Here is a 25610-nt window from a genome sequence, read left to right as displayed (position 1 = left end):
GTTCATTTCAGGGCGAGAGGCCTGTTTCGGGAGATCGAAATGAAGAACATGTCTGCAGATCGGCGCATGATCAAAATCGCGATGGCCGCGCCTTATCTCGCCCGCCAGGAAGAGCACGATCTCGCCACCCGTTGGAAGGATCACGACGACCGCGGCGCGCGCAACCAGATCGCGATGGCCCATATGCGCCTCGTCATATCCATGGCCGGCAAGTTCCGCAATTTCGGCCTGCCGATGAGCGATCTGGTGCAGGAGGGCTATGTCGGTCTGCTCGAGGCCGCCGCCCGCTTCGAGCCGGAACGCGACGTGCGCTTTTCAACCTATGCAAGCTGGTGGATCAGGGCGTCGATCCAGGATTATATCCTGCGCAACTGGTCGATCGTGCGTGGCGGCACCAGTTCGGCGCAGAAGGCGCTGTTCTTCAATCTGCGCCGTCTGCGCGCCAAGCTCGCCAAGGGTGACACGCAGCTGACGCTGCAATCCATTCACCAGGAAATCGCCGCGGCCCTCGGCGTCAGCCTCTCGGATGTGCAGACGATGGATGCCAGGCTTTCCGGCAATGACGCCTCGCTACAGGCGCCTTCGGTCTCCGGCGATGCCGAGAGCGCGGAGAAGATGGACTTCCTCGTCAGCGACGATCCTCTGCCGGATGAGCAGGTTTCCAACATGATCGACGGCGAGCGCCGTCGCGTCTGGCTGGCCTCGGCGCTGAAGCACCTCAACGAACGCGAGATGAAGATCATCAGCGCACGGCGCCTGGCGGAAGACGGCGCCACGCTCGAAGAGCTGGGTGCCGATCTCGGCATCTCCAAGGAGCGCGTGCGTCAGATCGAAAGCCGGGCGATGGAGAAGCTTCGCAGCGCCCTCGTCAGCGCCGACCCGCACATGGCCGCCTACGCCTAAAATTCATTCCCCTCTCCAGCAGCACAGACTGGCCCGGCGCAAGCCGGGCTTTTTTTATTCGGCGATGATCTTGACGCGATCGCCTGTTGCAACGGCTGCACCCGTGGGCAGGGCGTTGATGAGCTTGAAGAGATCGAGCTTGCGGTCTGTGCCCATCATGCGGGCGGCGAGTGTCGAGATATTTTCACCCGGCCGGACGGCGACGACACGGATGCGCAGCGGCTTCAGCGAGGCCGCCTCTGCCGGCGTCATGCGGCGGAAACTCGCGCGCAGCACATTCGCCGTTGGCTCAAGGGCGCCGCTGCCTTTCGGCACGGCGGTCAGGAAACGGAAGATCTGCGAATTGTTGCGGATCACGGTCACATCGAAATCCCAGCGGTCGGCGCTGGCGCGCGCGGTAGCTGCTTCCATGCCGTTGATGGTGACCGGCTGGATGGTCGACGGGTCGAGGCCAGTCACCCAGCCGCTGGATATATAGTTGGTGAGGCTCTGGTTCTGATTGTCGGCGACGCCATCGAAGCGGACGGCGATGTCGTTCGGGCCGGTGGCCATCACCGCTTCGACCTTGTTGTCGATATGGAAATCCGGCGGCACGTCGAAACGGATGCCGAGACCGCCATGCAGGAAGGTCTGGCCGCGCACATAGCCTTCTTCCGGGCTGTCGCCGTAGAGCAGTCCGTCTATGCCGTCGAGATAATAATTGCGACCCTTGTCGCCGACGGAGCCTTCCTGGCCGAAGGCGCGGGCGTGGGTGCGGGCAAGTTCGATGCGCTGGGCCGAATTCGGATGGCTCGACAGGAAGTCGAGGCTCTGATCGGCTTCGGGATCAACCGACATGAACCGACTGTAAGCGGCCATCGAATCGAGGAACCGGGCGGCGGCATAGGGGTCGTAGCCGGCTTCGCCGAGCATACGTACGCCGATGACGTCGGCCTGCAGCTCCTGCTGGCGGGAGAAGGCGGCGAGCCGCAGCTTGCCGCGGGCAAGCGCCTGCTTGCCGGCGATGTCGCTGGAGAGGACCTCGGCGACGACGCGGCTGGCGATGACCTCGGCCTCTTCGCGCTTCTGCCGCTCGATGCCGTGGTTTGCCGTCACGTGGCCCATTTCATGCGACAGCACGGCGGCGACTTCCGAGGCGTCGTTGGCAAGGGCGAGCAGGCCGCGGGTGACGTAGAGATAACCGCCCGGCAGCGCGAAGGCGTTGATCGCCGGCGAATTCAGGATGGTGATGCGGTAGGACTGGCTCGGATTTTCCGACACCGCCGTCAGCGCGCCGGCGATGCGGGCGACGAGGCGTTCGGTTTTGGCGTCCTTGTATTCGCCGCCGTAGCTAGCCACGATGCGCGGATGCTCACGAGCGCCCATCGCCGCGCGCGGATCGTTCTTCTGCACCTCATCGACGATCTGCGGATTGGATGAAGGCGAAACACTGGGCTGATAGGATTGGTCGATCAGCGATTGACAGCCATTCAGCGCCATTGCGAGGGCCGAAAGCAGCATCATGCGACGCGCGAAGCGCCGCGGTGCGGAGATGGCATCACTGGAAAGCGCGGGCGATTTCCACGTCGTCAAGCTGTCCAGTCTGATTCTCCGCATCATGTCGCTGTTTTGCCGGTTTGCCGCAGATTCGGACCGACCGTGGCAAGGGGAACTCAACAGGTGCGCACCCCTGATCTCGCGCTGCACAATCGGCCGATACAAGTTGTTGCTGTAGCTGATTTACGCATCGGTTGCATAGCGAGACTCTGTTTAAATGTGGCGCCGTTGCATTTTAGCAAGCCTCAGGCACTAAGGCTTCCTTTCGCTCGGATGAAATTATGGCGAAAGTTCCGTCACAAAGCCGAGATTCGACGGCGGCACGGAAAAAGAACGGCCCGATTGAAGCAACCGGCTCGATAGCGACAGTCCTGCGAGCAAATTGCAACCCTTGATACAGGCATCGAGAGGGAACGCCTCCTGATGAAGCATTCTCTCGCAGGTAACGATTCGACTATTCGGCGGCTTCCGCCGTCGCCGGTTGCGGCTTCGTCGTCTCGCCGGCGCGGGGCAGTTGTACGGGTTTCAGCATGATGGCGGCGGCAAGGCCGATCAGCGCAATGGCGCAGGAAGTCATGAAGAGCGGCGAGAAAGCGGCGGCATAGGTATCGGCGACGGCCTGGCGGCTCGCTTCGGGAAGAGCGGCTATCATTTTCGGCGTCAGCTGCTTGATATCGGCGACGCCGGGAATGGAGACGCCGACCTTGCCGAGCTCAGAGGCGATGATGGCGCCATAGATGGAGATGGCGATCGAGGCGCCGCCCATGCGCGACAGCGTCACCGAGCCGGTGGCGGCGCCGACGTCGCGGGCGGGTGCTGCATTCTGTACGCCGATGATGGGAACCTGCTGGGCAAGGCCAATGCCGATGCCGTGCAGCATCATGACCGCGCCGATGAAGGCGATCGGCGTTCCGGCGTGGATCTGCGACATCAGCGCAAAGGCGATGGCGCTGCAGGTGAGGCTTGCGATGGCGAAGGGCTTGTAGCGCCCCGTCTTCGAGATGATGCGGCCTGCGGAAAGCGACCCGCAGACGAGGCCGCCGGTCAGAAGGATGAAGAACAGGCCGGCGGCCGACGGCGAAAGGCCGGTCGTGGTCTGAAGGAAGAGAGCGAGATAGTTGACCATGCCGATGGCGATGGCGCCGCCCATGATCGAGATCACCAGGAGCAGGCTGAAGGTCGAATTGCGAAACAGCTGCAGGGGAACGATCGGTTCGGGCGCGCGGCGCTCGACGAACACCCAGGTGACGGCACAGACGACGCCGAAGGCGACGATGCCGATACTCTCAGGCGAGATCAATGCGCCGAACAGTTCGCTGCTGTCGGTGGCAAGCACGATGCTTGTCGTCGTCATTGCAAGCAGGAGCGCACCGGCATAATCGATCTTGGGGCGGCGATGGGGTTTGCGGTACGGCAGCATGAAGGCAAGGCCGGTGAGCACGATGAAGCCGATCGGCACGTTGACGAGGAAAATCGAGCGCCAGCCGAAGAGATCGCTCATCGTGCCGCCGAGCACAGGGCCGATCGCGCCCGATGCCATCAGCACGAGGCTGGAATAGCTTTGGTAGCGCGCCCGCTCGCGCGGCTCGAACAGGTCGGCATTGACGGCAAAGATCGATACCATGATGCCGCCGCCGCCAAGGCCCTGCAGCACGCGGGCGGCGATCAGCGTGTCCATCGAGACCGCCAGCCCGCAGACTGTCGATCCGACGGTGAAGATCATGATCGCGGTCATCATCACGTATTTGCGGCCGAACAGATCGCCGAGCTTGCCGTAGACCGGCATGACGGCGCTGAGCGACAGGAGATAGGCCGAGCCGATCCAGCCGAAGCGCTCGAGATGGCCGAATTCGCCAACGATCGTCGGCAGCGCCGTGGAGACGATCTGATTATCGAGCGTCGCCATGAACATGGCGGTCATCAGGAAGAAGAAGAGGATAAGCCGGCGACGAGGATCCGTCACGAGCGGCGCAGACGCGAGTTGCATGTCCATGGGAGGCATCGTTCCGGGTTGACGTGCTTTTATGTGCTAACAGCATATAGTTGTCAATGGCATATTAATGACATCGGCATATTCAAATTTTGAATCGGCTCTGTTATGGTCCTGTAATGAGCGACGTTCTGACCAAGACCCCTTCTGTGGAGCCGGCCGAGCCGGATCGTGAAAACGTACCGCGTATCGGCCGGAGCATGGCGCGCATGCGGCTGATGACCGGCCGGCGGCTGATCGGCCGGCTGGCGATCCAGAGTGCAGCACCGGGCCTCGAGCTTTCGCATCTCGACGTGCTCGATGCCGTGCGCAGGGCGCAGCCTGCCGGCGAGGTCACGGTCGGGATGATCGCGGAGATGCTGCGCATCGATCCGTCACGGGCAAGCCGGGTGGTGGCCGACATGGTCGGGCGCAACGTATTGCGCCGCGAGGCCTCGCAGGCCGATGCGCGGCGGATCGTCGTCGTCATGACCGAGGTCGGCCAGGACTTGCTTGCCGAGATCGTCGCGCAGAAGCTTGCGATCATTTCCGAGATCGTTTCCGACTGGCCGCAGGAGGATGTCGAGCGTTTCGCAGCGCTTTTCGAGCGCTTCATCGGCGGCTACGAGGCGGTTTTCCTGTCGCGCGACAAGGATACGCCGGGCTGAGGCAGACGCTGGCGTTCGCCGGCCCTTCCCCTCGACCCCTCGTTTGCGCTAAGGGCAATGCCCATGAGCCAATCCACCTTCACCATTCTCCTTGGCGGCGAACTCAGCCTGACGGAGCGCCTGCGCGATGCCATCGAAGACAGCCGCTTTATTGCGGCCGATGGCGGCATGCGGCATGCGGCAGCACTCGGCATTACGCCGGAACTCTGGGTCGGCGATTTCGATTCGACGCCGGCCGATCTCGAGGATGCATTTCCCGATGTGCCGAAACAGCCCTATCCGGCAGCGAAGGCGGCCACGGACGGTGAAATCGCCGTGGCGGAGGCAATCGCGCGGGGCGCGCGGCGGCTGATCCTGGCCGGTGCGCTCGGCGGTGAACGTTCCGACCACGCGCTTCAGCATCTGCTGTCGGCCGTCAGCCTGGCGGAAGAGGGTTTCGACCTGCTGCTGACCTCGGGCAAGGAAGAGGCCGTGCCGCTGGTTGCCGGTACGGTCGAACTGGACCTTCCCAAAGGCAGCCTGTTTTCCGTGCCCGGATTCAGCGAGCTGAGAGGGCTTTCCATCGAGAATGCGCGTTATCCGCTGGCAGATTTCCATCTGCCCTTCGGCTCGTCGCGCACCATTTCCAACGTCGCGGAAGGCAAGGTTCGCTTTTCGCTCCGCAGTGGCCGAGCGTTCGTGCTCGCCCGGCCTTATGATCTTACCGGAGTCTGATTTTTGGCCCCTCCCATTCTGAAACTCGACGATATCTTCCTGAGCTTTGGCGGTGCACCGCTTCTGGCGGGTGCTGGCCTGCAGATCGAGCCCGGTGACAAAATCTGTCTCGTCGGGCGCAACGGCTCGGGAAAATCGACGCTGCTGAAGATTGCCGCCGGCCTGGTCGAGGCGCAGTCCGGCGAGGTCTTCCGCCATCCGTCCTCGACGGTGCGTTATCTCGAACAGGCGCCGGATTTTGCCGGCTTCAACACGGTCCAGGCCTATGCCGAGGCCGGCCTCGGGCCAGGTGATGACCCCTATCGTGTCACCTATCTGCTGTCGCATCTCGGACTGAGCGGCGATGAAGACCCCAGAATGCTGTCCGGTGGCGAATCGCGGCGCGCAGCCCTTGCTCGGGTTATGGCACCGGAGCCGGACATTCTTCTGCTCGACGAACCGACCAACCATCTCGACCTGCCGACCATCGAATGGCTGGAAGGCGAGCTGCAAAAGACGCGCAGCGCCTTGGTGCTGATTTCGCACGACCGGCGTTTCCTCGAAAAGGTCTCGACGGCAACCGTCTGGCTCGACCGCGGCACCTCGCGCCGGCTCGACAGAGGCTTTGCGCATTTCGAAGCCTGGCGCGACCAGGTGCTGGAGGCCGAGGAGCTGGAGCAGCACAAGCTCGGCAAGTCGATCGAGCGCGAGGAGCATTGGCTGCGCTACGGCGTCACGGCGCGGCGCAAGCGTAACATGCGCCGTCTCGGCGAGCTGCAGACGATGCGCTCGAACTATCGCGGCCACAAGGGGCCGCAGGGCACGGTGCAGGCGACGGTTTCGGACGCGCAGGAATCCGGCAAGCTGGTGATCGAGGCCGACAAGATCACCAAGAGCTTCGGCGAGCGGGCAATCGTCACGCCGTTTTCGATCCGCGTGCATCGCGGCGACTGCATTGGTCTGGTGGGGCCGAACGGCGCCGGCAAGACGACGCTGCTGAAGATGCTGACCGGGCAGCTTTCACCCGATAGCGGCATCGTCAAGCTCGGCACCAATCTGGAGATCGCGACGCTCGACCAGAAACGCGAGGATCTCGATCCCGAGGATACGCTTGCCAACTATCTGACGGATGGGCGCGGCGAAAACCTGCTCGTCAACGGCGAGCAGCGCCATGTCACCGGCTACATGAAGGAATTTCTGTTCCAGCCGGAACAGGCGCGGACGCCGATCAGAAGCCTCTCCGGCGGCGAACGCGCCCGGCTGATGCTGGCGCGCATCCTTTCGCGCCCGACGAACCTCTTGATCCTCGACGAGCCGACCAACGATCTCGATATCGAAACGCTCGATCTCCTGCAGGAGATTGTCGCCGGTTTTCCCGGCACCGTCATTCTCGTCAGCCACGACCGCGATTTCCTCGACCGCACCGTGACCTCAACGATCGCACCGGCCGTGCCGGATGCGCCTGATGGTCGCTGGATCGAATATGCCGGCGGCTACTCGGACATGCTTGTACAGCGCAAGGGCGCGCTCGAGGAGCGTAAGAGGGCCGAGAAGGCGGCGGAGAAGCCGAAGACGCAGCAAGCAACAGCTTCAGGCAGCTCGAAGGTCAAGCTCTCCTTCAAGCAGAAATTCGCACTGGAAAACCTGCCAAAGGAAATGGCGAAGGCCGAAGCCGAAATCGCCAAGCGCGAACAGGTGATGGCAGATCCCAATCTTTTCACGCGCGATCCCGCAACCTTCAACCGGCTTGCCGGCGAGATGGAAAAACTGCGCGCCAGCCTGACCGACATGGAAGAGGAGTGGCTGGAGCTCGAAATGCTGCGGGAAGAGCTGGAAGGCTGAGATTTTCTCAGACCTGAAGGCTCACTTTTCCTTGATTCGTCAGTGTGTCGTCCTGCGGCATAAGGTGCCGTCCGGCAGCCGGGGATATTGCCGATCGCAATGGCGACAAGGAAAAGTCATATGTCTCGCAAGCCTCATTCCCGTTTTCTCACAGCACTTACTGCCGGCAGCCTCGTCGCGCTTGCCCTGTCGCAAGCCGCACAGGCGCAAGATGCCCAGCGCATTCGTGTTCGCGGCGCAATCGAAAGCCTCAGCGGCGATACGCTCGTCGTCAAGACGCGGGAGGGCAGCGATGCGACGGTCGCGCTGAAAGCCGGCTGGAAGGTCGGCGGTATCAAAAAAGCTTCGGTCGAGGATATCAAACCCGGCGATTTCGTCGGCGTCGCTTCGCTTCCGAAGGGCACGGGCCCGGACGGGGCGATCGAGGTGCTGATCTTTCCGGCGTCGATGAAGGGAACCGGTGAGGGCAACCGTCCCTGGGATGCGCAGCCGAACAGCCAGATGACCAACGCGACTGTCAGCAACGCGGTCAAATCCGTCGACGGCCACACGATCACGCTGACCTATCAGGGCAAGGAAAAGACCATCTCGATTGCCGATGGCACGCCGATCGTGACGTTGGCGCCTGCGACCAAGGATGATTTGAAGCCCGGCGCCGGCGTCGTCGTCACCGGCGAGAAGGCAGCGGACGGCAGCATCTCGGCCAGCCAGATCGCCGTCGGCCTCAACGGCGTCATACCGCCGATGTGACCAGCGGCTCAAATCCTCGTCTTATGCATGCCGTCATCCCAAAACCGCTCCACACTTTTGGACGGCATGCATTAAAGCGCCGGCGCGGGCACGGCGGCAGCGCCCGCACTGGCGCTGGCGCCGGTCTGGACGGCAGGCGGCTCCTCGGATGCTGACGGCAGCGCCTGCAGATGCAGCACGCGCGGCCTCAGCGCCTCGAGATAGGCCTCGGAGCGGCCGATATAGATCATGCCGCTTTCGGGCATCGAGGTGAGCAGTTTGGCCATTGTTTCCTGCAATTCTGGCTCCATGCCTTCCAGCACTTCGTCGAAGATGATCCAGCGCGGGCGCACGAGAAGCAGCCGGGCAAATCCGATCGCTTTCTGCTGGTCGCTGTCGAGCAGCTTGTCCCAGCGGGCGCGGGTTTCGAGCCTTGCGATCAGCGAATGGAGACCAACCTTGTCGAGGGCCGCCTCGACGTCGGCTTTCTCGTAGGCTTCGGGACGTTCGGGAAAGGCCAGCGCCTCGCGCAGTGAGCCACCGGGGACATAGGCGAGCTGGGGAACGAAGAGCATGTCGTCGATCGGCGGCAGGCCTATCGTGCCGCTGCCGCACGGCCAGAGGCCGGCCATCGCCTGGAAAAGCAGCTTGCGATTGACGCTGTGATCGCCGTTGATCATGATTTTTTCGCCGGCTTTGATCACGACATTGGTTTCACGCAGACGGAAACCGCCGCATTCCTCGATGTCTTCGCCGATCTTGGCGACGATCAGCACGTCCTTCAGCGTCAGCGTATCGGGCGCGGCGTTTTCATAGGCGATGCTGTCCTTCAGGTCGAAGTCCTCTTCCATCTCGACCAGCGCCTGGCGGAAATCGGTGACGCGCATCAGCGTGGCGCGCCATTCGGCGATCGGGCCGAAATTGGACACATACCAGCGCAGCGCCGTGTTGACCTGGTTGAAGGCACCGACGGACATCATCAGCTGGCCGAGGGTGAGTCCGCCGGAGAAATAGGCGGGGGCGGCAACGATGATCGGAATGACGATCACCAGCCAGCCATAGCCGGCCGAAACCCAGGTGAGATTGGTATTGGCCATGGCAAGCCGCTTGACGACTGTCAGGACCGAGCTGATGTCGGTGTTGATGCGCCGGCGTTCGTTCTCCTCGCCGCGGGCAACCGTAATTGCCGGCATGTTCTCATTGGCATGCATCAGCGTGAAGCGAAGCTCGGCCTCTTTCGAAAAACGGTCGGCATTGAGCTTCACCAGCTTCCGACCGACGACCTGGCTCAGCACCGAGGCGGAAGCGGCATAAAAAATCGCCGCCCAGACCATGTAGCCTGGAATGGAGAAGCTATGGCCGCTGATGCGGAAGATGAAGCCGCTGGAAAGTTCCCAGAGCACGCCGATGAAGCTCACCAGAAGAATGGTCGACTGCAGCAGGCCGAGAACCAATCCCGTCGTGCTTTCGGCGAGGTTGCGGGAATCTTCGTGCAGGCGCTGGTCCGGATTGACGCCGATCAGGCCGCTGGAGGCAAGCCGCAGCGCCCGCTTGCGCTTCAGCCACTGGTCAACCAGATCGCGTGACAAGCCTTCGCGCATATAGAGCGCCGTCATCTGGTTCAGCCAGGCCTGCAGCACGTTGAGCAGCAGCAGCGTGCCGGCGATCATCGCGAAGATTTCGAGCTGGTGGAAGAATTCGCCGAGGTCGCGGCGCTCCAGCGAGTCGTAGAAAGGAGCATTCCACTCGTTCAGGATGACCTGGCCGTAGGATGTCGCCAGGATGACGAGGATCAGCACGGTCGCCAGAAACAGCACCTTGCCACGCACTTCCGAATTCCAGAATGCTGAGAACATGACGCCGAGGCGATATGTCAGGCTTAAATCATACCCTACCCTATCCTGCCTTCGGATGCCCGGCCTCCCCTCGATTTTATCTGCCATTACGCTTTTCCAAATCGCCCATACCCTTATAAATAACATGGTGGCGTTACCGGTCTATCAACAGATTCTATCAGTCATTAAAGTGTGATGATGCTTGCATGAGTCTCTCCTGCATGTATTCGCCAGTTGATTCGCAATCCGACTGGGTCTAATTAAGGCCTCCGTGGTGATTTGGCCGGCCGGCTTGCAGCCACGTTAAAAAAGTCGCTAAAGGGCCGCGTGCGGACCGGTAGCGATTTTTGTCGCCGCCGGTTTTTTGTTTTTGATCGAGTGACCGCAATGCCCATCAAGATCCCCGATACGCTGCCCGCCTTCGAAACCCTGGTTCAGGAGGGTGTGCGGGTGATGACCGAGACGTTGGCGATCCGTCAGGATATCCGACCGTTGCAGATCGGGCTGCTCAATCTCATGCCGAACAAGATCAAGACCGAACTGCAGATGGCCCGTCTCGTCGGCGCCTCGCCGCTGCAGGTGGAGCTGTCGCTTGTCCGTATCGGCGGCCACAAGGCGAAGAATACGTCCGAGGATCATCTGCTTGCCTTCTACCAGACTTGGGAAGAGGTAAAGCACCGCAAGTTCGACGGTTTCATCATCACCGGGGCGCCGATCGAGCTTTTGCCCTATGAGGACGTCACCTATTGGCCGGAGATGCAGGAGATTCTCGACTGGACGGAAACGAATGTCCATTCGACGATGAACGTCTGCTGGGGCGCGATGGCGGCGGTCTATCATTTTCACGGCGTTCCGAAATACGAGCTGAAAGAGAAGGCCTTCGGCGTCTACCGCCACCGGAACCTGAAACCTTCCTCGATCTATCTCAACGGCTTTTCCGACAATTTCGAAGTGCCGGTGTCGCGCTGGACCGAAGTGCGCCGCGCCGATATCGAGAAGTCCGAAAGCCTGGAGATCCTGATGGAATCAGCCGAAATGGGCGTCTGCCTCGTGCACGAGAAGAGAGGCCGGCGGCTCTACATGTTCAACCATGTCGAATATGATTCCACCTCGCTTTCCGACGAGTATTTCCGCGACGTCAATGCCGGGGTGCCGATCAAGATGCCGCACAATTACTTCCCGCATAACGATCCGGCGCTTGCGCCGCAGAACCGCTGGCGCAGCCATGCGCATCTTTTGTTCGGCAACTGGATCAACGAAATCTACCAGACGACGCCCTTTGATGTGGAAGAGATCGGTACCGATCTCTGACCGTTGCCGATCAACCCGCGAGCCGATGCCGCCGCATCACTGCTGCGGCTTTTCTTTCTGATCCGCCGGTTGCGGATCGAAGCAAATCCGGGCAGGTTCCTGCCCGGAAGCCTACCACACCGCGCGTCTTCGTCGGACGTGCAATGCACACTTTCAATCGCTGCAAATTCCTCAAATCGATTCCGAATTGAGGAATTTTCAGCAGGGACAGAATGGACGGTCGATCATGTCGGATAAGTTGGAGCGGGACGTTTTCGGGCAGACGCAGACGGGCGAGACCGTCTATCGCGTCGTGATCAAGGGCGGCGGGCTGACGGCCAAGATCATCAGCTGGGGCGCGGTCATCCAGGATCTGCGTCTCGAGGGACATGATGCGCCGCTGCAGCTCGGCTTCGACGATTTCGACAGCTATCTCCTTTATTCGTCCTACTTCGGCGCGACGCCCGGCCGCTGCGCCAACCGCGTCGGCGGCGGCAGGTTCACGCTTGATGGCAAGGACTATCAGCTCGAGCCGAATGAAAACGGCGTCACGCATCTGCATGGCGGCAGCGACAATATCGCCAAACGCAATTGGACGATCGTCGAGCATGACGTCGACCGCGTGGTGCTGAAGATCGTCGATCCCGATGGCCGCGCCGGCTATCCCGGCAATTGCACCATCCAGGCGACTTTCTGGGTGCATGGTAATGGTGAACTGTCGATCACCTACGAATCGACCAGCGACCAGCCGACGCTCGCCAATGTCTGCCAGCACGCCTATTTCAACCTCGACGGCCGCGAAGATGCGCTTGGCCATGACATCATGATTGCCGCCGATCACTATCTGCCGACCGATGAGAAGCAGGTGCCGACCGGTGAGATCCGTCCCGTCGAGGGCACGGAATTCGATTTCCGCGAGATGGCGCCGATGAAGCGTTTCGTCGGCAGTGAACAAGCGTTTTACGACCATAATTTCTGCCTGTCGGGCGAGCGTACCGCCAAGCGGAGCGTCGCGCTTGCCCGCAGCCTGTATTCCGGTGTGTCGCTGGAAGTGCGCAGCACGGAGCCAGGCGTGCAATTCTATGCCGGCTTCAAGCTCGATGTCGGGGCGCCCGGCATCGGCGGGCGCAAATACGGCCCATTCGCCGGCTTCTGCCTGGAGACGCAGGTCTGGCCGGATGCCATCAATCACCAAGGTTTTCCGAATGCGGTCCTGCGCCCCGGCGAAGTGCTGCGCCAGGAGACGGATTATATCTTCACCAAGAACTGAGCACCCTCCAGCGCACGGCTGTCAAATTTGGGCGCTATGAAACCCTTGCCGGTTCGCCGGCGAGGGTTTTTTCGTTCCGCGCTCGATTCCGTCTTGCCGAATGGTTCTATATAGGTTCTATTGTGCGCCGATGGATAGAACCAGTCTGATAGCGGAACTGAACAGCCGCGGCCTGCGTGACGAGGCGCTGACCGGGCCGCTCTACAAGCGGCTGGCGCAGACGCTGACCGGCCTCATTCAGGAAGGGCTGCTGAAGCCCGGCACCGCGCTGCCGGGCGAGCGCGACCTTGCCGAGGCTCTGAAGCTCGGCCGTGTCACCGTGCGCACCGCCTATCGCGATCTTATGGCATCCGGCGCACTGGAATCGCGCCACGGAAGCGGTACTTTCGTATCGAGCAGGGTGGAACGCATGGAACAGTCGCTCTGGCGGCTTTCCTCCTTCTCCGCCGACATGCGCTCGCGCGGGCGTCTGCCGGCCGCACGGATATTGTCGCGGGCGGTCAATACGCCGTCGCCGGAGGAATCCTTCCTGCTCGGCCTCGGCGGCGACGAGCCGGTGCTGAGACTCGACCGCTTGCGCCTTGCCGACGGCCTGCCGCTGGCGATCGAACGCGCCGTGGTGCCGATCAAGTTCCTGGGGCACGATGCCGGCGGCGAGGGATCGCTCTACGATGCGCTGACTGCCAGCGGCCACAGGCCCGTGCGCGCGCTGCAGCGGCTGACGGCGGTCACGCTCGATCCGTCCTCCGCGGCGATCCTGAATGTCAAATCAGGCGCGCCGGCGCTTCTGATCGAACGTGTGTCGCGCCTGGAAGACCAACGCGTCGTCGAATACACCCGCTCGCATTATCGCGGCGATGCCTATGATTTCGTTGCCGAATTGAGAATCGGAGATGACCTATGAATGACAACCAGTCACTGATGCTGCAGGAAGCCGGCCAATCGCCAGAGGTGGTGGCCACGCTGCTCGAAAAGGAAAAACCGGTCTTTGCCGAGATCGCCCGGCTGTTTTCGTCCGCCCGCCCGAGCGTGGTGACGACGGCGGCGCGCGGCTCCTCGGACCACGCCGCCACCTTTTTCAAATATCTGTTCGAGATCACCTGCGGCGTGCCGGTCGCCTCGGTCGGCCCGTCGATCGCTTCGGTCTATGGCGCGGCGCTGCATCTGAAGGGCGGTGTCCATTTCACCGTCTCGCAGTCGGGTGCCAGCCCCGACATCGTCGCGCTGCAGGACGCGGCGAAGAAGGGCGGAGCGACGACAATCGCCGTCGTGAACGTCACCGACAGCCCGCTTGCGAAACAGGCCGATATCGTTCTCGGCCTCAATGCCGGCGCGGAAAGGAGCGTCGCGGCGACGAAATCCTTCATCGCCTCGGTCGCCGCCCTTGCCGGCGTGACGGCTGCGATCGGCGGCGCGTCCGAGCTGGCTGCTGCGCTCGGCAAGCTGCCGGAGGCACTGTCGAAAACCGCCGGGATCGACACGGCGGCAGCCGAGGAGGTGTTGTTCAACGCGACCTCGCTTTATACGGCCGGCCGCGGCCCAGCCTTCGCGATCGCGCTCGAAGCGGCGCTGAAGGCCAAGGAGACCTCCGGCCTGCATGCCGAGGCCTTTTCGCTGGCGGAACTGATGCATGGCCCGATGCGCCTGGTGCAGCCGGGCTTCCCGATCGTCGCCTTTGCGCCTGACGATGCGGCCTTCGCCAACAATGTGCAGGCGCTGGAACGCCTGCAGAAACTCGGCGCCACCACCGTCGGCTTCTCGACGCAGCCGCTTTCCGGCGTCCATCTGCGCGTACCGACGACGGGCAACGGCCTCGTCGATCCGCTGGTGTCGCTGCTTGTCTATTACCGGCTGATCGAGTCGGTGACGCGCCGCAAGGGCTTCGATCCCGACAAGCCGGCAAACCTGCTCAAGGTGACGGAGACGGTCTGATGGCCCGAAAGATCTTCCTCGGCGGCCGCATTTTCGACGGCGAGCGCTTCCATGACGACAAAGCCCTCATCGTTGCCGGCGGCCGCATCGAAGCGATCGCTGCCAGAAATGATCTGCCGGACGGCGAGGTAGTGACGCTTGCCGGCGGTGTTCTGTCGGCCGGTTTCATCGATGCGCAGGTCAATGGCGGTGCCGGGCGGATGCTGAACGACGAGCCTTCCGTTGCCTCGATGGACATTATCGCTGGCGGGCACCGACCCTATGGCACGACGTCGCTGCTGCCGACGCTGATCACCGATACATCAGAGGCCTCCATTGCCGCCATCGAGGCGGCCAAGGAGGCGGTGAAAGCGAACCGCGGCGTCGCCGGCCTGCATCTCGAAGGCCCGCATCTGGCGCCTGCGCGCAAGGGCGCGCATCTGGCCGAACTGATGCGGCCGGTGGAGGGCCGCGATGTCAAGGCTTTCATCCGGGCGCGCGAGGCGATCGGTACGCTGCTCGTCACCATGGCCGCCGAGCAGGTGACGGTTGCCCAGGTGCGCGAGCTTGCGGAAGCCGGCGTCACCGTCAGCATCGGCCATTCCGATTGTTCGAACGAGGCGGCGGAAGAACGTTTCGATGCCGGCGCGCGGGGCGTCACGCATCTCTTCAACGCCATGAGCCAGTTGGGACACCGGGCGCCGGGTCTCGTCGGCGCGGCAATCGATCATCCCTCGACCTGGTGCGGCATTATCGCCGACGGCCATCATGTCGATCCGAAGGCCCTGCGCACGGCGCTGCGCGCCAAACGCGGCGAAGGCAAGCTGTTTTTCGTCACCGACGCGATGTCGCTCGTCGGGTCGGAGAAGGATTCGTTCACGCTGAACGGGCGCACCGTCCGGCGCGAAAGGGGCGGCTTCTGCTCGAAGCTGGTGTTGTCCGACGGTACGCTGGCCGGTTCCGATGTCGACATGATCTCGACGATCCGTTACGGCGTCACCTATCTCGACCTGACGCTCGCCGAGGCTTTGCGTATGGCGACCCTTTATCCGGCCCGGTTCCTCCGGCTTGGCGATCGCGGCCATCTCTCTCCGGGCGCGCGTGCCGATCTCGTGCATCTCACCGATGCGCTCGCCGTCACCGCCACCTGGCTCAGCGGCGAAGCGACCTGAAATCAAGGATAAGCCGGATGACTGATATCACCGATGCCTACTTCTCCAATCTGATCGGCCGGCTGGAAGAACTCAAGCAGACGCTTGCCGAGCCGATGGCGCAGGCAGCTGCCGTCATCCTCGATGCGGCCCGCGGCGACAAGCGCGTCTATGTTTTCGGCACCGGCCATTCGCATATGCTGGCGGAAGAGGTGCACTATCGTGCCGGCGGGCTCGCCTTCACCGTGCCGGTACTCGTCGGCTCGGCCATGCTGCATGAGGGCGCGGTCATCAGTTCGGTTTATGAGCGCACGCAGGGCCTGGTGCGGCCGATGCTGGAGCGTTATGGCATGCAGCCGGGCGATGTCATCATCATCGCCTCCAATTCGGGCGTGAACGCCGCGCCGATCGAGGCCGCCGACTATGCGCGGGAAATCGGCGCAAAGGTGATTGCCATCACGTCGATCGCCTATTCCTCAGCGATCGCCAATGGCCGCCGGCGGCTCGCCGATGTGGCCGATGTGGTGCTCGACAACGGGCTGCCACCGGGTGACGCCGTTGTCGATCTCGAAGGCACGGGGCTTCGGGTTGGGCCAGTCTCGACGGCGGTCGGGGTGACGGTCATCAATGCGATCTTCGCCGAAGTCGCCTCGGAGCTTTCGAAATCCGGCGATGCGCCAATTTATCTCAGCGCCAACATGCCGGGTGCTGCCGAGATCAACCAGAAGCTCGTCAAGAAATACCGTCCGCGCAACCCGCATCTCTAAAGCATGTCGCGCAAAAGTGTGTGCGGTTTTCGGACGACATCATGCTCTGATTATTTAGTTGAGACGGCGGATACAAAAAAGGCCGGCGTGAGCCGGCCTCTTCGATAGGCTGAAACCAGGATCAGTCCTTGGCGCGTTCGACGTAGGAATTGTCTTCCGTGGCGATGACGACGCGGGTGCCGGCATTGATGTGCGGCGGCACCATGGCGCGCACGCCGTTCGACAAAATCGCCGGCTTGTAGGAGGACGATGCCGTCTGGCCCTTGACGACCGGTTCCGTCTCCATGATTTCGAGCGTGACGTGGCGCGGCAGTTGGAGCGCCAGCGCAATACCTTCATGCATCGAGAGGATGCAGGACATGCCTTCCTGCAGATAAGCCTTGTCGTCACCCATCGTGTCGACATCGACGACGACCTGATCGTAGCTCGCCGGGTTCATGAAGTGGAAACCTTCGCCGTCTTCATAGAGAAACTGGAAGGAGACGTCTTCGACGAAGGCGCGCTCGACCTGTTCGGTGGTGCGCCAACGCTCGGAAACCTTCACGCCGTCGACGATGCGGCGCATGTCGACCTGGGTGACCGGCGTGCCCTTGCCCGGATGAAAGTTCTGGGCGGTGAGAACGACGTAGAGCTTGCCGTCGACATCGAGAACGTTGCCCTTGCGGACCGAAGAGGCGATGACCTTGACCATAAGACTTCCTTGTAACTCGGCTTTCGGCGTCGTAGATGACTGTCGAGACGCTCTGAAGACGCAAATGTTTTTCTTTGGGGCGCAACTAACCTAAAATCCGGGAAATAGCCACCCCCCATACCGGCTTCTCCGGCGAAGAAAGCTTGGAATGAACTCTTCGGCGAAAGCGTCCCCCTGGTGGACTCCTTCCGTGCATGCCGACCGCCGGCCGTTCCTGATCGGACGTAATGCGATCCAGGCGGCGTTGCGCGGGTTTTTCACGCGCGAGGATTTCATCGAGGTGGATACCGCGGTGCTGCAGGTCTCCCCCGGCAACGAGGCGCATCTACATGCCTTCGCGACGGAAGCGCTGACGACGGATGGGCAAAAGGCGCCGTTCTACCTGCACACCTCGCCGGAATTTGCCTGCAAGAAGCTGCTTGCGGCGGGCGAGGAGCGCATCTCGTGTTTTGCCCATGTCTATCGCAACCGCGAGCGCGGGCCGCTGCATCATCCGGAGTTCACCATGCTCGAATGGTATCGGGCCGGTGAAAGCTACGAGAGCCTGATGATGGATTGCGTGCGGATCCTGGCGCTGGCGACTGAGACGGTAAAGACCGGGAAGCTTGCCTATCGCGGCGCCGAGAGCGATCCCTTCGCCGGGCCGGAGCGGATCAGCGTTGCCGAAGCGTTCGAGCGTCATGCCGGCATCGATCTTCTCGCCTCCGTTGCCGCCGACGGTTCGACCGATCGCGACCATCTGGCCGCCGAGATGAAACGCGTCGGCATGCGTGTTGCCGATGACGACGGCTGGGCCGATCTCTTCAGCCGGGTGCTGGTCGAAAAGATCGAGCCGCATCTCGGTTTCGGCCGCATCACCATCCTCGACGAATATCCGGTTTCCGAGGCGGCGCTTGCGCGTCCCTCGGCACGCGACCCACGCGTTGCCGAGCGCTTCGAGCTTTATGCCTGCGGCGTCGAACTTGCCAATGGCTTCGGCGAACTCACCAATGCCGCCGAACAACGGCGGCGGTTCGAGATCGAGATGGCCGAGAAGGCGCGGGTCTACGGCGAGACCTATCCGATCGACGAGGATTTCCTCGCCGCGCTGTCGCTGATGCCTGAGGCAAGCGGTATCGCGCTTGGCTTCGACCGGCTGGTGATGCTGGCGACGGGAGCATCGCGCATCGACCAGGTGCTCTGGGCGCCGGTGGCGGAGTATGGAAGATGAATGTCGTCAAGCCGATCAAGAGCGTCGACGATCTTGTGAAGGCGGGGCTGGTCGCGCCTGCCGATCGTATAGCGCTCAAGGAGGTGGCGGCGCGTTACGCGGTTGCGCTGACGCCTGCGATCAGCAAGCTCATTGATCGAGCCGATCCCGATGATCCGATCGCTCGGCAATTCGTGCCTGATGCAGCCGAGCTTACGATCGCCCCGGAAGAACGCGCCGATCCGATCGGCGATCATGCCCACAGCCCCGTCGAAGGCATCGTTCACCGTTATCCCGATCGTGTCTTGCTCAAGGCCGTGCATGTCTGCCCGGTCTATTGCCGCTTCTGTTTCCGGCGCGAAATGGTGGGGCCACAGGGCCTCGGCACGCTCGATGCGGCGGCGATGCAGGCCGCTTTCGATTATATCCGCGGTCATGAGGAGATCTGGGAGGTCATCCTCACCGGCGGCGATCCACTAGTGCTTTCTCCGCGGCGGCTCGGCGAGATCATGGAGGCGCTTGCCGGCATCGAGCATGTGAAGATCATCAGGTTCCACACCCGTGTTCCGGTCGTCGACCCCGAGAAGATCGATGCGGCGCTGATCGCCGCACTGAAGGCGAGCGGCAAGACGGTGTATGTGGCGCTGCACGCCAATCATGTGAGAGAACTGACGACGGAAGCGCGGGCCGCCTGCGGCCGCCTCGTCGATGCCGGCATCGCCATGGTCAGCCAGTCGGTGCTGCTCAAGGGTGTCAACGACGATCCCGACGTGCTGGCGAAGCTGATGAAGGCCTTCGTCGAAATCCGCGTCAAACCCTATTACCTCCATCATCCGGATCTGGCGCCCGGCACCAGTCATTTCAGAGTGACGATCGAGGAGGGGCGGGAGATCGTCGCGGCGCTGCGCGGGCGGATTTCCGGTCTCTGCCAGCCGGCCTATATCCTCGATATCCCAGGCGGTCACGGCAAGGCGGTCATCAGTGGGAGCGCGATCCGGGCGACAGGCGACGGATGTTATTCCGTCACCGATTATCGCGGCAACGAGCATTCTTATCCGCCGGCCGATTGAGACAAAACGCGGCGTTTTGCGTGTCATTTCTGTACTCTCCACGGCACAAACCAGAGTGTGTCGCAGTATCGAAATTACCTTAAGTCATTGATATAAGGTGGTTGTTTACGACGGTACGGGAATGATCGCTAAAATCCTAACTATGAGCCTCAGTCATATTTAACTCAATAAATTAGCGGAATGTTCTGTTTTCCGCACTAAAAGAACGCTCATGACAAGGCGATGAACGCCGGTTCGGGATCATGAGAATCTTGGAGTGATGGGATGAATAAGGCAATCCGCGACCTCGTAGCCAAATTCGGCAAGCTTCCTGGGTCGATCGACCAGGTCGCCGACGACGCCGATCTTTATGCGGCAGGTTTGACGTCCTTTGCTTCTGTGCAGTTGATGCTTGGCCTTGAAGAGGCCTTCGACATCGAATTTCCCGACAATCTCCTGAACCGCAAATCCTTCGCGAGCATCTCGGCGATCGCCAGGACCGTCGATCTCATCCGGGACAGCCGGAAGGTCGCCTGATGAATTTCCCCGTCAAGATCATGCAGGACGGTCTTGTCACAAGGGTGGCCCGTGTCGCCGAAATCGCGGCGAAATACGCGGATACCGTTGATGCCGAAGCCCGCTTCCCTCGGGAAGCCGTCGATGCGATGAAGGCCGAAAGGCTGCTCGGCATCCAGGTGCCGCGCCATCTCGGCGGCGAATCCGCCTCGATCACCGAGATCGCCGAATTGTGCTCGATGCTCGGCCAGGCCTGCGCCGCAAGCGCCATGGTCTTCGCCATGCACCACATCAAGCTGTCGAGCCTCGTTGAACATGGCGTCGACAGCGAATGGCATCGCGGTTTCATGCGCCGCATCGCTGCCGACCAGCTACTGATCGCATCCGCCACCACCGAAGGCGGTATCGGCGGAAATCTGCGCAACAGCATCTGCGCGGTCGAGGTCGATGGCGACACGTGCCGCCTCGAAAAGGATGCGACTGTCATTTCTTATGGCTCGCACGCCGACGCCATCCTTATCACCTCGCGTGCCCACGCGCAGGCGGCTTCCTCCGATCAGGTGCTGACGGCCTTCCTCAAGGACCAGTACACGCTCGAGAAAACGCATGTCTGGAATACGCTCGGCATGCGCGGCACTTGCTCCGACGGCTTCCTGTTCAAGGGCGAAGCGCCGGCTTGCCAGATCCTGCCGAAGCCTTTCGCGGAGATCGCGGCGCAGTCCATGCTTGCCTCCTCGCACCTCTTATGGAGCGGCGTCTGGTACGGCATCGCCGTCGACGCCGTTGTGCGCGCCCAGGCTTTCGTGCGTGCCGCAGCCCGCAAGGCGCCGGATGCCCAGCCGCCGGGCGCGCTGCGCCTCGCCGAGGTTTCGAACCTGCTGCAGATGGTGAAATCCAACGTGGTTGCCGGCCTCAAGGCCTATGAGGATGCCAAGGCCGATGCCGACAGGCTGTCTTCGATGGGATTTGCGGTGGCAATGAACAACGTCAAGATCGCCTCGTCCGAGATGATCCTGGAGATCGTCAACCATGCCATGCTGATCTGCGGCATCATGGGCTACAAGAACGGTACGCCCTTCAGCCTCGGACGCCATCTGCGCGACGCGCATTCCGCACAGCTCATGATTTCGAATGACCGCATCCTCGGCAACACGTCGAGCATGCTTCTTGTCCATAAGCAGGACACTAGCCTACTGGGGTAACAGTCATGGATATGCAGACCTCGTTTCTGGACCGGCTTTTCGAATCCGGTCTGCTGATCGATACCGGCATCGACGGGCTCTACGGCCGCAGCGGCCAGTTCGAAGACGTGATCGCTGCCTTCGAGCGCCTGATCGACACGTTCGGCGGCGCCGATGGTGCCGAAGCCATGCGCTTTCCGCCCGGCATGAACCGCGCCTTCTTCGAAAAGAGCGGCTACATGAAGAGCTTTCCGCAGCTCGCCGGCACGGTGCACAGCTTCTGCGGCAGCGAGCTCGATCATATCAGCCTGCTGCAATGCATGGAAGTCGGCGAAGACTGGACCAAGGGACAGGAGGCGACCGACATCGTGCTGACGCCGGCTGCCTGCTATCCGCTCTATCCGACGATCGCCAAGCGCGGCAACCTGCCGAAGACCGGCGGACTCTTCGACCTGCAATCCTATTGCTTCCGCCATGAGCCGTCGAAAGACCCTGCCCGCCAGCAGCTGTTCCGCATGCGTGAATATGTGTGCATGGGCACCGAGCTGCACGTTACCGACTTCCGCCAGCGCTGGATGGATCGCGGCGTCGAGATGATGAAGGCCGTCGGCCTCGAGGTGACGATCGACGTCGCCAATGACCCGTTCTTCGGCCGCGCCGGCAAGATGCTCGCCAATAATCAGCGCGACCAGAACCTGAAGTTCGAGCTGCTGATCCCGATCACCTCGGCTGCCAACCCGACCGCCTGCATGAGCTTCAACTACCATCAGGATGCCTTCGGCACGAAATGGGGTCTCAATCTCGAAGACGGCAGTGTCGCGCACACCGCCTGTGTCGGCTTCGGACTGGAGCGCATCGCCCTTGCCCTCTTCCATCATCACGGACTCGATGTGAAGCAATGGCCGGCCAGCGTCCGGAAAGCGCTGTGGGGCTGAGCAAATCGATGACATCGGCATTTTCGGGGGTATTTTCGGGAATCGACCCGGAAACCTACCGGGCGCATGCGCTGCATTCCGGCGAGCGCGCCTGGCCTGAAACCAATTGTTATGTCGATCTCTGGATCGAGGTTCTGGCGACATCAGGCGTTGCGCCGGAGGCGATGCTGGGTTTTACCCTGACGCAGGATTTCGAGGGCGACCAGTTCACTTTCTTCAAAGTGCCGCTCGAGGATCTCGAAGCGCTCTACGGCATTCGTGCGACCGAGCTTGCCATCTACGACCACGTCGAACGCCATGTCGAGGTTCAGATCGCGCGGGCCCGTCTCTGCCTGATCGAAATGGATTCCTTCTACATGCCGGATACCCGCGGCACCGCCTACCGGCAGGAGCACGGCAAGACGACGGTTGCGATCAATCGGCTGGACGTTGCGGCCAAGCGCGTCGATTATTTCCACAATGCCGGTTATTTCCGTCTCGAAGGCGAGGATTTCGACGGGCTGTTCCAGCTGCATCTGACGGAAAACGACCCGCCGTTCCTGCCCTATACGGAATTTGCACGATTCCCGGAAAGGCCGGCAGACGACGCGCATCTGCGCGCGACCGCGCGGCGACTTGCCGGTTTTCATTTTGCCCGGCGTCCCCGCGAAAATCCGATCCGCGCCTTTGCAAGCGTCTTTCCGCAACAGGTCGAAGCGGTGGCGGAACGGCCGTTCGGCTTCTTCCACAAATACGCCTTCAACACGCTTCGCCAGGTGGGCGCCAATTTCGAGCTGGCGGCCGATTACCTCACCTGGCTTTCCCCTGGTGAATTCGCGGCTGCCGCCGAGCATGCCGGGCGTATTTCGGAGGTGGCGAAATCGGTGCAGTTCCAGCTTGCCCGCGCCGTCACCCGCAGGAAGTTCGAGCCGTTGCAGGCAGCACTTGATCCGGCCGCCGATGCATGGGATTCCATGATGGCGTCGCTTGCGGGGCGAATCTGAGGCCGGAGATCTGACCATGCGGGGGCGTTTGGCGAGCATCGGTGCCGAGGAAAGTCTACTTTCCGAAGGCTGGAACCTGATCCTGACGGAGCCGGGCGCCTGCGCCGTGCCGCACGACATCCCGCTCTCCGCACAGTTCATTCCAGCACCCGTTCCCGGTACCGTCGCCGCCGCGCTCGAAAAAGCCGGGCTCTTCGATCGGGAAAATCCCGAGCCGCTGAACATCCGGGATGCCTGGTATCTCTGCCGGCTTTTCGATGCCGAGCCCGGCGACGCGATCCTGCGTTTCGAAGGACTGGCAACGCTTTGCCATGTCTTCCTGAACGGCCAGGAAATCCTGTTTTCCGAGAGCATGTTCACGGCGCACGAGATTCCGGTGACGCTTTCGGGCGGCGACGAACTGGCCCTGTGCTTCCGGGCGCTCGGCCCCCGCCTGTCGGAGCCGGGCCCGCGCGCGCGCTGGCGGCCGCAGATGATCACGCCGGCGGGCTTGAAGAATTTCCGCACGACGCTGCTCGGCCATATGCCGGGCTGGTGCCCCGATATCCATGCCGTCGGGCCGTGGCGGCCGATTTCGATGGTGCGGCGTCATCCCGTCTCGATCGACAATGTCTCCATCCGCGCCGTATTGGAGGAGAGTGGTGTCGGCCGCCTCAGCGTGTCCCTGCATAGCAATGCCGAGGATCCGGCAATGCTGCTGCGCTGCGGCGGGATGGAGCAGCCCTTCGAGAAGGTCGGCGACAGTCATTACTCGGCTATCCTCAAGCTTTCCGACATCGAGGCCTGGTGGCCGCATACGCATGGCGCTCCGCGTCTCTACGCGCTGACACTGGTTTCCGACGGCGTGGAATATCCGCTCGGCAGGACCGGCTTCCGACGTATCGACGTCGACCGTGGTGCCGATGGCGACGACTTCGCGCTCCTCGTCAACGGCGAACGCATCTTCTGCCGCGGCGCCGTGTGGACGACGGCCGATATCGCGCGATTGCCGGGCGGGCGCGCGGATTATGAGCCGTTCCTGCGGCTTGCCGCTGCAGCCGGCATGAACATGATCCGCATCGGCGGCACCATGGCCTATGAAACGCCTGATTTCTTCGCGCTCTGCGACGAACTCGGTCTGCTCGTCTGGCAGGACTTCATGTTTGCCAATTTCGATTATCCGCGCAACGACAAGGCTTTTCTCGGCCACGTGCATGCGGAGGTCGAGGAATTCCTGCACGGCGTGCAGGCGTCGCCTTCGCTGGCCGTGCTTTGCGGCGGCAGCGAAGTCCATCAGCAGGCGGCAATGCTCGGCCTGCCGGCGGAATTCTGGAGCGGGCCGGTCACCGATGAAATCATTCCGGCGGTCGTCGCGCGCATGCGCCCCGACGTGCCCTATGTCCCGAACTCGCCATATGGCGGAGCGATGCCCTTTTCGCCCAATGCCGGCATTGCGCATTATTACGGCGTCGGCGCCTACATGCGGCCGATTGCCGATGCGCGCCGCGCCGATGTGCGTTTTGCCTCGGAAAGCCTCGCCTTCGCGCATGTGCCCCAGCAAAGGACGCTGCAGCGTCATCTCGATGTGCCCGCCGTCCACAGCCCGCTGTGGAAGGCCCGCGTGCCCCGCGACCGCAGCGCATCGTGGGATTTCGAGGATGTTCGCGACTTCTACCTGCAGCTTCTCTACGGTTTCGATCCGGCTGAGCTGCGCCGCGAAGATCCGGAACGCTATCTCGATTTCTCCCGCGCCGTTACCGGCGAGGTGATCGAGGATACTTTTGCCGAATGGCGGCGCAAGGGCTCCGCCTGCAATGGCGCGCTCGTCTGGACGCTGCAGGATCTGCTGCCCGGCCCTGGCTGGGGAGTGATCGACTCCACCGGAGAGCCGAAGCCGGTCTGGTATGCGATGCGCCGTGCATTCCGGGCGGTGCAAGTGGTCTTCACCGACGAGGGAACGAACGGTCTCGACGTGCATGTTGTCAACGAGACGGATGCAGCGCTCGATGTCGAGCTCGAGGTCGTCTGCCTGCGCGGCGGAAAACAGCAGGTCGTCAGCGGCAGCAGGGCCTTCAAGCTGGCGGCAAGAGACACGGAGCGCCTTGCCTGCACCGCGCTGTTCGGCGCCTTCTTCGATACGACCTATGCCTTTCGTTTCGGGCCGCCGGCGCATGATGCAGCTGTGGCGCGCCTGCGCTCGCTGGCGGACGGCGCCATTCTCGCCGAGAGCTTCCACTTCCCCTGCGGACGGGGGAAGGCGCTGCATGATGCAGGGATCGAAGCATCATTCACCAGAGACGGCAACGAGTGGTTCGTTGACCTCAGGGCCGACCGGCTGGCGCAATCGGTGCATATCGACGTCGAAGGCTATCGGGCCGACGACGACTGGTTCCACCTTGCCCCCGGCGCGATGCGGCGCGTGAAGCTCCACGCGCTGTCCGGCGTGGAAAGCGATATTCCGCCTGCGGGCGAGATCAGAAGTCTAGGCAGTTCGCATCGCGTCGCAATCGAGGGCTGACGCTC

The 25610-nt window shown here is 62.2% G+C and carries 22 protein-coding genes and 1 riboswitch; of the genes, 18 read left to right on the top strand and 4 right to left on the bottom strand.

Annotation, left to right across the window (positions count from 1 at the left end):
- Positions 1-39 precede the first annotated feature (39 nt).
- Positions 40-903 (top strand): RNA polymerase factor sigma-32, encoded by an 864-nt coding sequence (locus tag OLZ32_RS33800; RefSeq protein WP_012759432.1) that lies wholly within the window; start codon positions 40-42, stop codon positions 901-903.
- Between the two features lie 54 nt (positions 904-957).
- On the opposite strand, the gene OLZ32_RS33795 is transcribed toward OLZ32_RS33800, so the two are convergent.
- Together OLZ32_RS33795 and OLZ32_RS33790 are read right to left on the bottom strand one after the other, a co-directional pair.
- Entirely contained in the window at positions 958-2502 is a 1545-nt protein-coding gene (locus OLZ32_RS33795) for a M48 family metalloprotease (RefSeq protein WP_032987344.1), read from the bottom strand.
- A gap of 391 nt (positions 2503-2893) precedes the next feature.
- Entirely contained in the window at positions 2894-4432 is a 1539-nt protein-coding gene (locus OLZ32_RS33790; protein ID WP_264424677.1) for an MDR family MFS transporter, read from the bottom strand.
- Positions 4433-4548: 116 nt separating this feature from the next.
- Here OLZ32_RS33790 and OLZ32_RS33785 point away from each other — a divergent pair, with 116 nt between their 5' ends.
- The 4 genes from OLZ32_RS33785 to OLZ32_RS33770 all read left to right on the top strand — a co-directional run bounded on the left by OLZ32_RS33785 (position 4549) and on the right by OLZ32_RS33770 (position 8361).
- Positions 4549-5076, top strand: coding sequence for a MarR family winged helix-turn-helix transcriptional regulator (locus tag OLZ32_RS33785; protein WP_027668531.1), 528 nt, complete (start codon positions 4549-4551; stop codon positions 5074-5076).
- A gap of 57 nt (positions 5077-5133) precedes the next feature.
- On the top strand, positions 5134-5790 hold the full coding sequence (locus OLZ32_RS33780; protein ID WP_264424675.1) for a thiamine diphosphokinase: 657 nt from the start codon (positions 5134-5136) through the stop codon (positions 5788-5790).
- Positions 5791-5793: 3 nt separating this feature from the next.
- Positions 5794-7611, top strand: coding sequence for an ABC-F family ATP-binding cassette domain-containing protein (locus OLZ32_RS33775; protein ID WP_264424673.1), 1818 nt, complete (start codon positions 5794-5796; stop codon positions 7609-7611).
- A gap of 120 nt (positions 7612-7731) precedes the next feature.
- The gene (locus OLZ32_RS33770) at positions 7732-8361 is read left to right on the top strand and encodes a hypothetical protein (protein ID WP_264424671.1); all 630 of its coding nucleotides are present in this window, start codon (positions 7732-7734) and stop codon (positions 8359-8361) included.
- Positions 8362-8432: 71 nt separating this feature from the next.
- Here OLZ32_RS33770 and OLZ32_RS33765 read toward each other — a convergent pair whose 3' ends face one another.
- Positions 8433-10322, bottom strand: a complete 1890-nt coding sequence (locus OLZ32_RS33765) for an ABC transporter ATP-binding protein/permease (RefSeq protein WP_264424669.1) — start codon at positions 10320-10322, stop codon at positions 8433-8435.
- A 114-nt stretch (positions 10323-10436) separates the two neighbouring features.
- A riboswitch (SAM riboswitch) is annotated at positions 10437-10514 on the top strand.
- A gap of 48 nt (positions 10515-10562) precedes the next feature.
- Between OLZ32_RS33765 and metA the strand changes: the two genes are divergently transcribed.
- The 6 genes from metA (at position 10563) to OLZ32_RS33735 (ending at position 16564) form a co-directional block, all read left to right on the top strand.
- Complete coding sequence (metA, locus tag OLZ32_RS33760) at positions 10563-11486, top strand: homoserine O-acetyltransferase MetA (RefSeq protein ID WP_264424667.1); 924 nt, start codon at positions 10563-10565, stop codon at positions 11484-11486.
- Positions 11487-11712: 226 nt separating this feature from the next.
- Positions 11713-12735, top strand: coding sequence for an aldose epimerase family protein (locus tag OLZ32_RS33755; RefSeq protein ID WP_264424666.1), 1023 nt, complete (start codon positions 11713-11715; stop codon positions 12733-12735).
- A 130-nt stretch (positions 12736-12865) separates the two neighbouring features.
- Positions 12866-13639, top strand: a complete 774-nt coding sequence (locus OLZ32_RS33750) for a GntR family transcriptional regulator (RefSeq protein ID WP_003543751.1) — start codon at positions 12866-12868, stop codon at positions 13637-13639.
- A complete protein-coding gene (locus tag OLZ32_RS33745) occupies positions 13636-14667 on the top strand; it encodes an SIS domain-containing protein (protein WP_264424665.1) in 1032 nt (343 codons plus the stop codon). The genes OLZ32_RS33750 and OLZ32_RS33745 overlap by 4 nt, the downstream gene beginning before the upstream one ends.
- Positions 14667-15818: an N-acetylglucosamine-6-phosphate deacetylase gene (gene nagA / locus OLZ32_RS33740; RefSeq protein ID WP_264424663.1), complete on the top strand. Its 1152-nt coding sequence runs from the start codon at positions 14667-14669 to the stop codon at positions 15816-15818. The genes OLZ32_RS33745 and nagA overlap by 1 nt, the downstream gene beginning before the upstream one ends.
- 17 nt (positions 15819-15835) lie before the next feature.
- A complete protein-coding gene (locus OLZ32_RS33735) occupies positions 15836-16564 on the top strand; it encodes an SIS domain-containing protein (RefSeq protein ID WP_003543744.1) in 729 nt (242 codons plus the stop codon).
- Between the two features lie 121 nt (positions 16565-16685).
- Here OLZ32_RS33735 and efp read toward each other — a convergent pair whose 3' ends face one another.
- The gene (efp, locus tag OLZ32_RS33730; RefSeq protein WP_003543742.1) at positions 16686-17255 is read right to left on the bottom strand and encodes an elongation factor P; all 570 of its coding nucleotides are present in this window, start codon (positions 17253-17255) and stop codon (positions 16686-16688) included.
- A gap of 148 nt (positions 17256-17403) precedes the next feature.
- Between efp and epmA the strand changes: the two genes are divergently transcribed.
- From epmA to OLZ32_RS33695, 7 genes are all read left to right on the top strand, one after another.
- Positions 17404-18465, top strand: a complete 1062-nt coding sequence (epmA, locus tag OLZ32_RS33725) for an EF-P lysine aminoacylase EpmA (RefSeq protein ID WP_264424661.1) — start codon at positions 17404-17406, stop codon at positions 18463-18465.
- Positions 18462-19514: a lysine-2,3-aminomutase-like protein gene (locus tag OLZ32_RS33720; RefSeq protein ID WP_264424659.1), complete on the top strand. Its 1053-nt coding sequence runs from the start codon at positions 18462-18464 to the stop codon at positions 19512-19514. The genes epmA and OLZ32_RS33720 overlap by 4 nt, the downstream gene beginning before the upstream one ends.
- A 264-nt stretch (positions 19515-19778) precedes the next feature.
- Entirely contained in the window at positions 19779-20030 is a 252-nt protein-coding gene (locus OLZ32_RS33715; protein WP_003543737.1) for an acyl carrier protein, read from the top strand.
- Positions 20030-21211 (top strand): acyl-CoA dehydrogenase family protein, encoded by a 1182-nt coding sequence (locus tag OLZ32_RS33710; RefSeq protein ID WP_222358431.1) that lies wholly within the window; start codon positions 20030-20032, stop codon positions 21209-21211. Before OLZ32_RS33715 ends, OLZ32_RS33710 begins: the two co-directional genes overlap by 1 nt.
- A gap of 5 nt (positions 21212-21216) precedes the next feature.
- Positions 21217-22125: an amino acid--[acyl-carrier-protein] ligase gene (locus OLZ32_RS33705; protein WP_003543733.1), complete on the top strand. Its 909-nt coding sequence runs from the start codon at positions 21217-21219 to the stop codon at positions 22123-22125.
- Positions 22116-23108 carry a DUF1839 family protein gene (locus OLZ32_RS33700; protein WP_264424683.1) on the top strand — a complete coding sequence of 331 codons (993 nt, stop codon included), beginning with the start codon at positions 22116-22118 and terminating at the stop codon, positions 23106-23108. Before OLZ32_RS33705 ends, OLZ32_RS33700 begins: the two co-directional genes overlap by 10 nt.
- 16 nt (positions 23109-23124) lie before the next feature.
- Positions 23125-25605 (top strand): glycoside hydrolase family 2 protein, encoded by a 2481-nt coding sequence (locus OLZ32_RS33695; protein ID WP_003543728.1) that lies wholly within the window; start codon positions 23125-23127, stop codon positions 25603-25605.
- Positions 25606-25610: the final 5 nt, after the last annotated feature.

The sequence above is a fragment of the Rhizobium acaciae genome (genome assembly GCF_025941625.1).
In the GTDB taxonomy this organism is placed as follows: Bacteria; Pseudomonadota; Alphaproteobacteria; order Rhizobiales; family Rhizobiaceae; genus Rhizobium; species Rhizobium acaciae.
This window is presented reverse-complemented; position numbering and strand designations above follow the sequence as displayed.

Coding starts and splice junctions, on each gene's coding strand:
- OLZ32_RS33800 (WP_012759432.1), top strand. CDS start 40: ATGAAGAACATGTCTGCAGATCGGCGCATGATCAAAATCGCGATGGCC.
- OLZ32_RS33795 (WP_032987344.1), bottom strand. CDS start 2,502: ATGATGCGGAGAATCAGACTGGACAGCTTGACGACGTGGAAATCGCCC.
- OLZ32_RS33790 (WP_264424677.1), bottom strand. CDS start 4,432: ATGGACATGCAACTCGCGTCTGCGCCGCTCGTGACGGATCCTCGTCGC.
- OLZ32_RS33785 (WP_027668531.1), top strand. CDS start 4,549: ATGAGCGACGTTCTGACCAAGACCCCTTCTGTGGAGCCGGCCGAGCCG.
- OLZ32_RS33780 (WP_264424675.1), top strand. CDS start 5,134: ATGCCCATGAGCCAATCCACCTTCACCATTCTCCTTGGCGGCGAACTC.
- OLZ32_RS33770 (WP_264424671.1), top strand. CDS start 7,732: ATGTCTCGCAAGCCTCATTCCCGTTTTCTCACAGCACTTACTGCCGGC.
- OLZ32_RS33765 (WP_264424669.1), bottom strand. CDS start 10,322: ATGTTATTTATAAGGGTATGGGCGATTTGGAAAAGCGTAATGGCAGAT.
- metA (WP_264424667.1), top strand. CDS start 10,563: ATGCCCATCAAGATCCCCGATACGCTGCCCGCCTTCGAAACCCTGGTT.
- OLZ32_RS33755 (WP_264424666.1), top strand. CDS start 11,713: ATGTCGGATAAGTTGGAGCGGGACGTTTTCGGGCAGACGCAGACGGGC.
- OLZ32_RS33750 (WP_003543751.1), top strand. CDS start 12,866: ATGGATAGAACCAGTCTGATAGCGGAACTGAACAGCCGCGGCCTGCGT.
- OLZ32_RS33745 (WP_264424665.1), top strand. CDS start 13,636: ATGAATGACAACCAGTCACTGATGCTGCAGGAAGCCGGCCAATCGCCA.
- nagA (WP_264424663.1), top strand. CDS start 14,667: ATGGCCCGAAAGATCTTCCTCGGCGGCCGCATTTTCGACGGCGAGCGC.
- OLZ32_RS33735 (WP_003543744.1), top strand. CDS start 15,836: ATGACTGATATCACCGATGCCTACTTCTCCAATCTGATCGGCCGGCTG.
- efp (WP_003543742.1), bottom strand. CDS start 17,255: ATGGTCAAGGTCATCGCCTCTTCGGTCCGCAAGGGCAACGTTCTCGAT.
- epmA (WP_264424661.1), top strand. CDS start 17,404: ATGAACTCTTCGGCGAAAGCGTCCCCCTGGTGGACTCCTTCCGTGCAT.
- OLZ32_RS33720 (WP_264424659.1), top strand. CDS start 18,462: ATGAATGTCGTCAAGCCGATCAAGAGCGTCGACGATCTTGTGAAGGCG.
- OLZ32_RS33715 (WP_003543737.1), top strand. CDS start 19,779: ATGAATAAGGCAATCCGCGACCTCGTAGCCAAATTCGGCAAGCTTCCT.
- OLZ32_RS33710 (WP_222358431.1), top strand. CDS start 20,030: ATGAATTTCCCCGTCAAGATCATGCAGGACGGTCTTGTCACAAGGGTG.
- OLZ32_RS33705 (WP_003543733.1), top strand. CDS start 21,217: ATGGATATGCAGACCTCGTTTCTGGACCGGCTTTTCGAATCCGGTCTG.
- OLZ32_RS33695 (WP_003543728.1), top strand. CDS start 23,125: ATGCGGGGGCGTTTGGCGAGCATCGGTGCCGAGGAAAGTCTACTTTCC.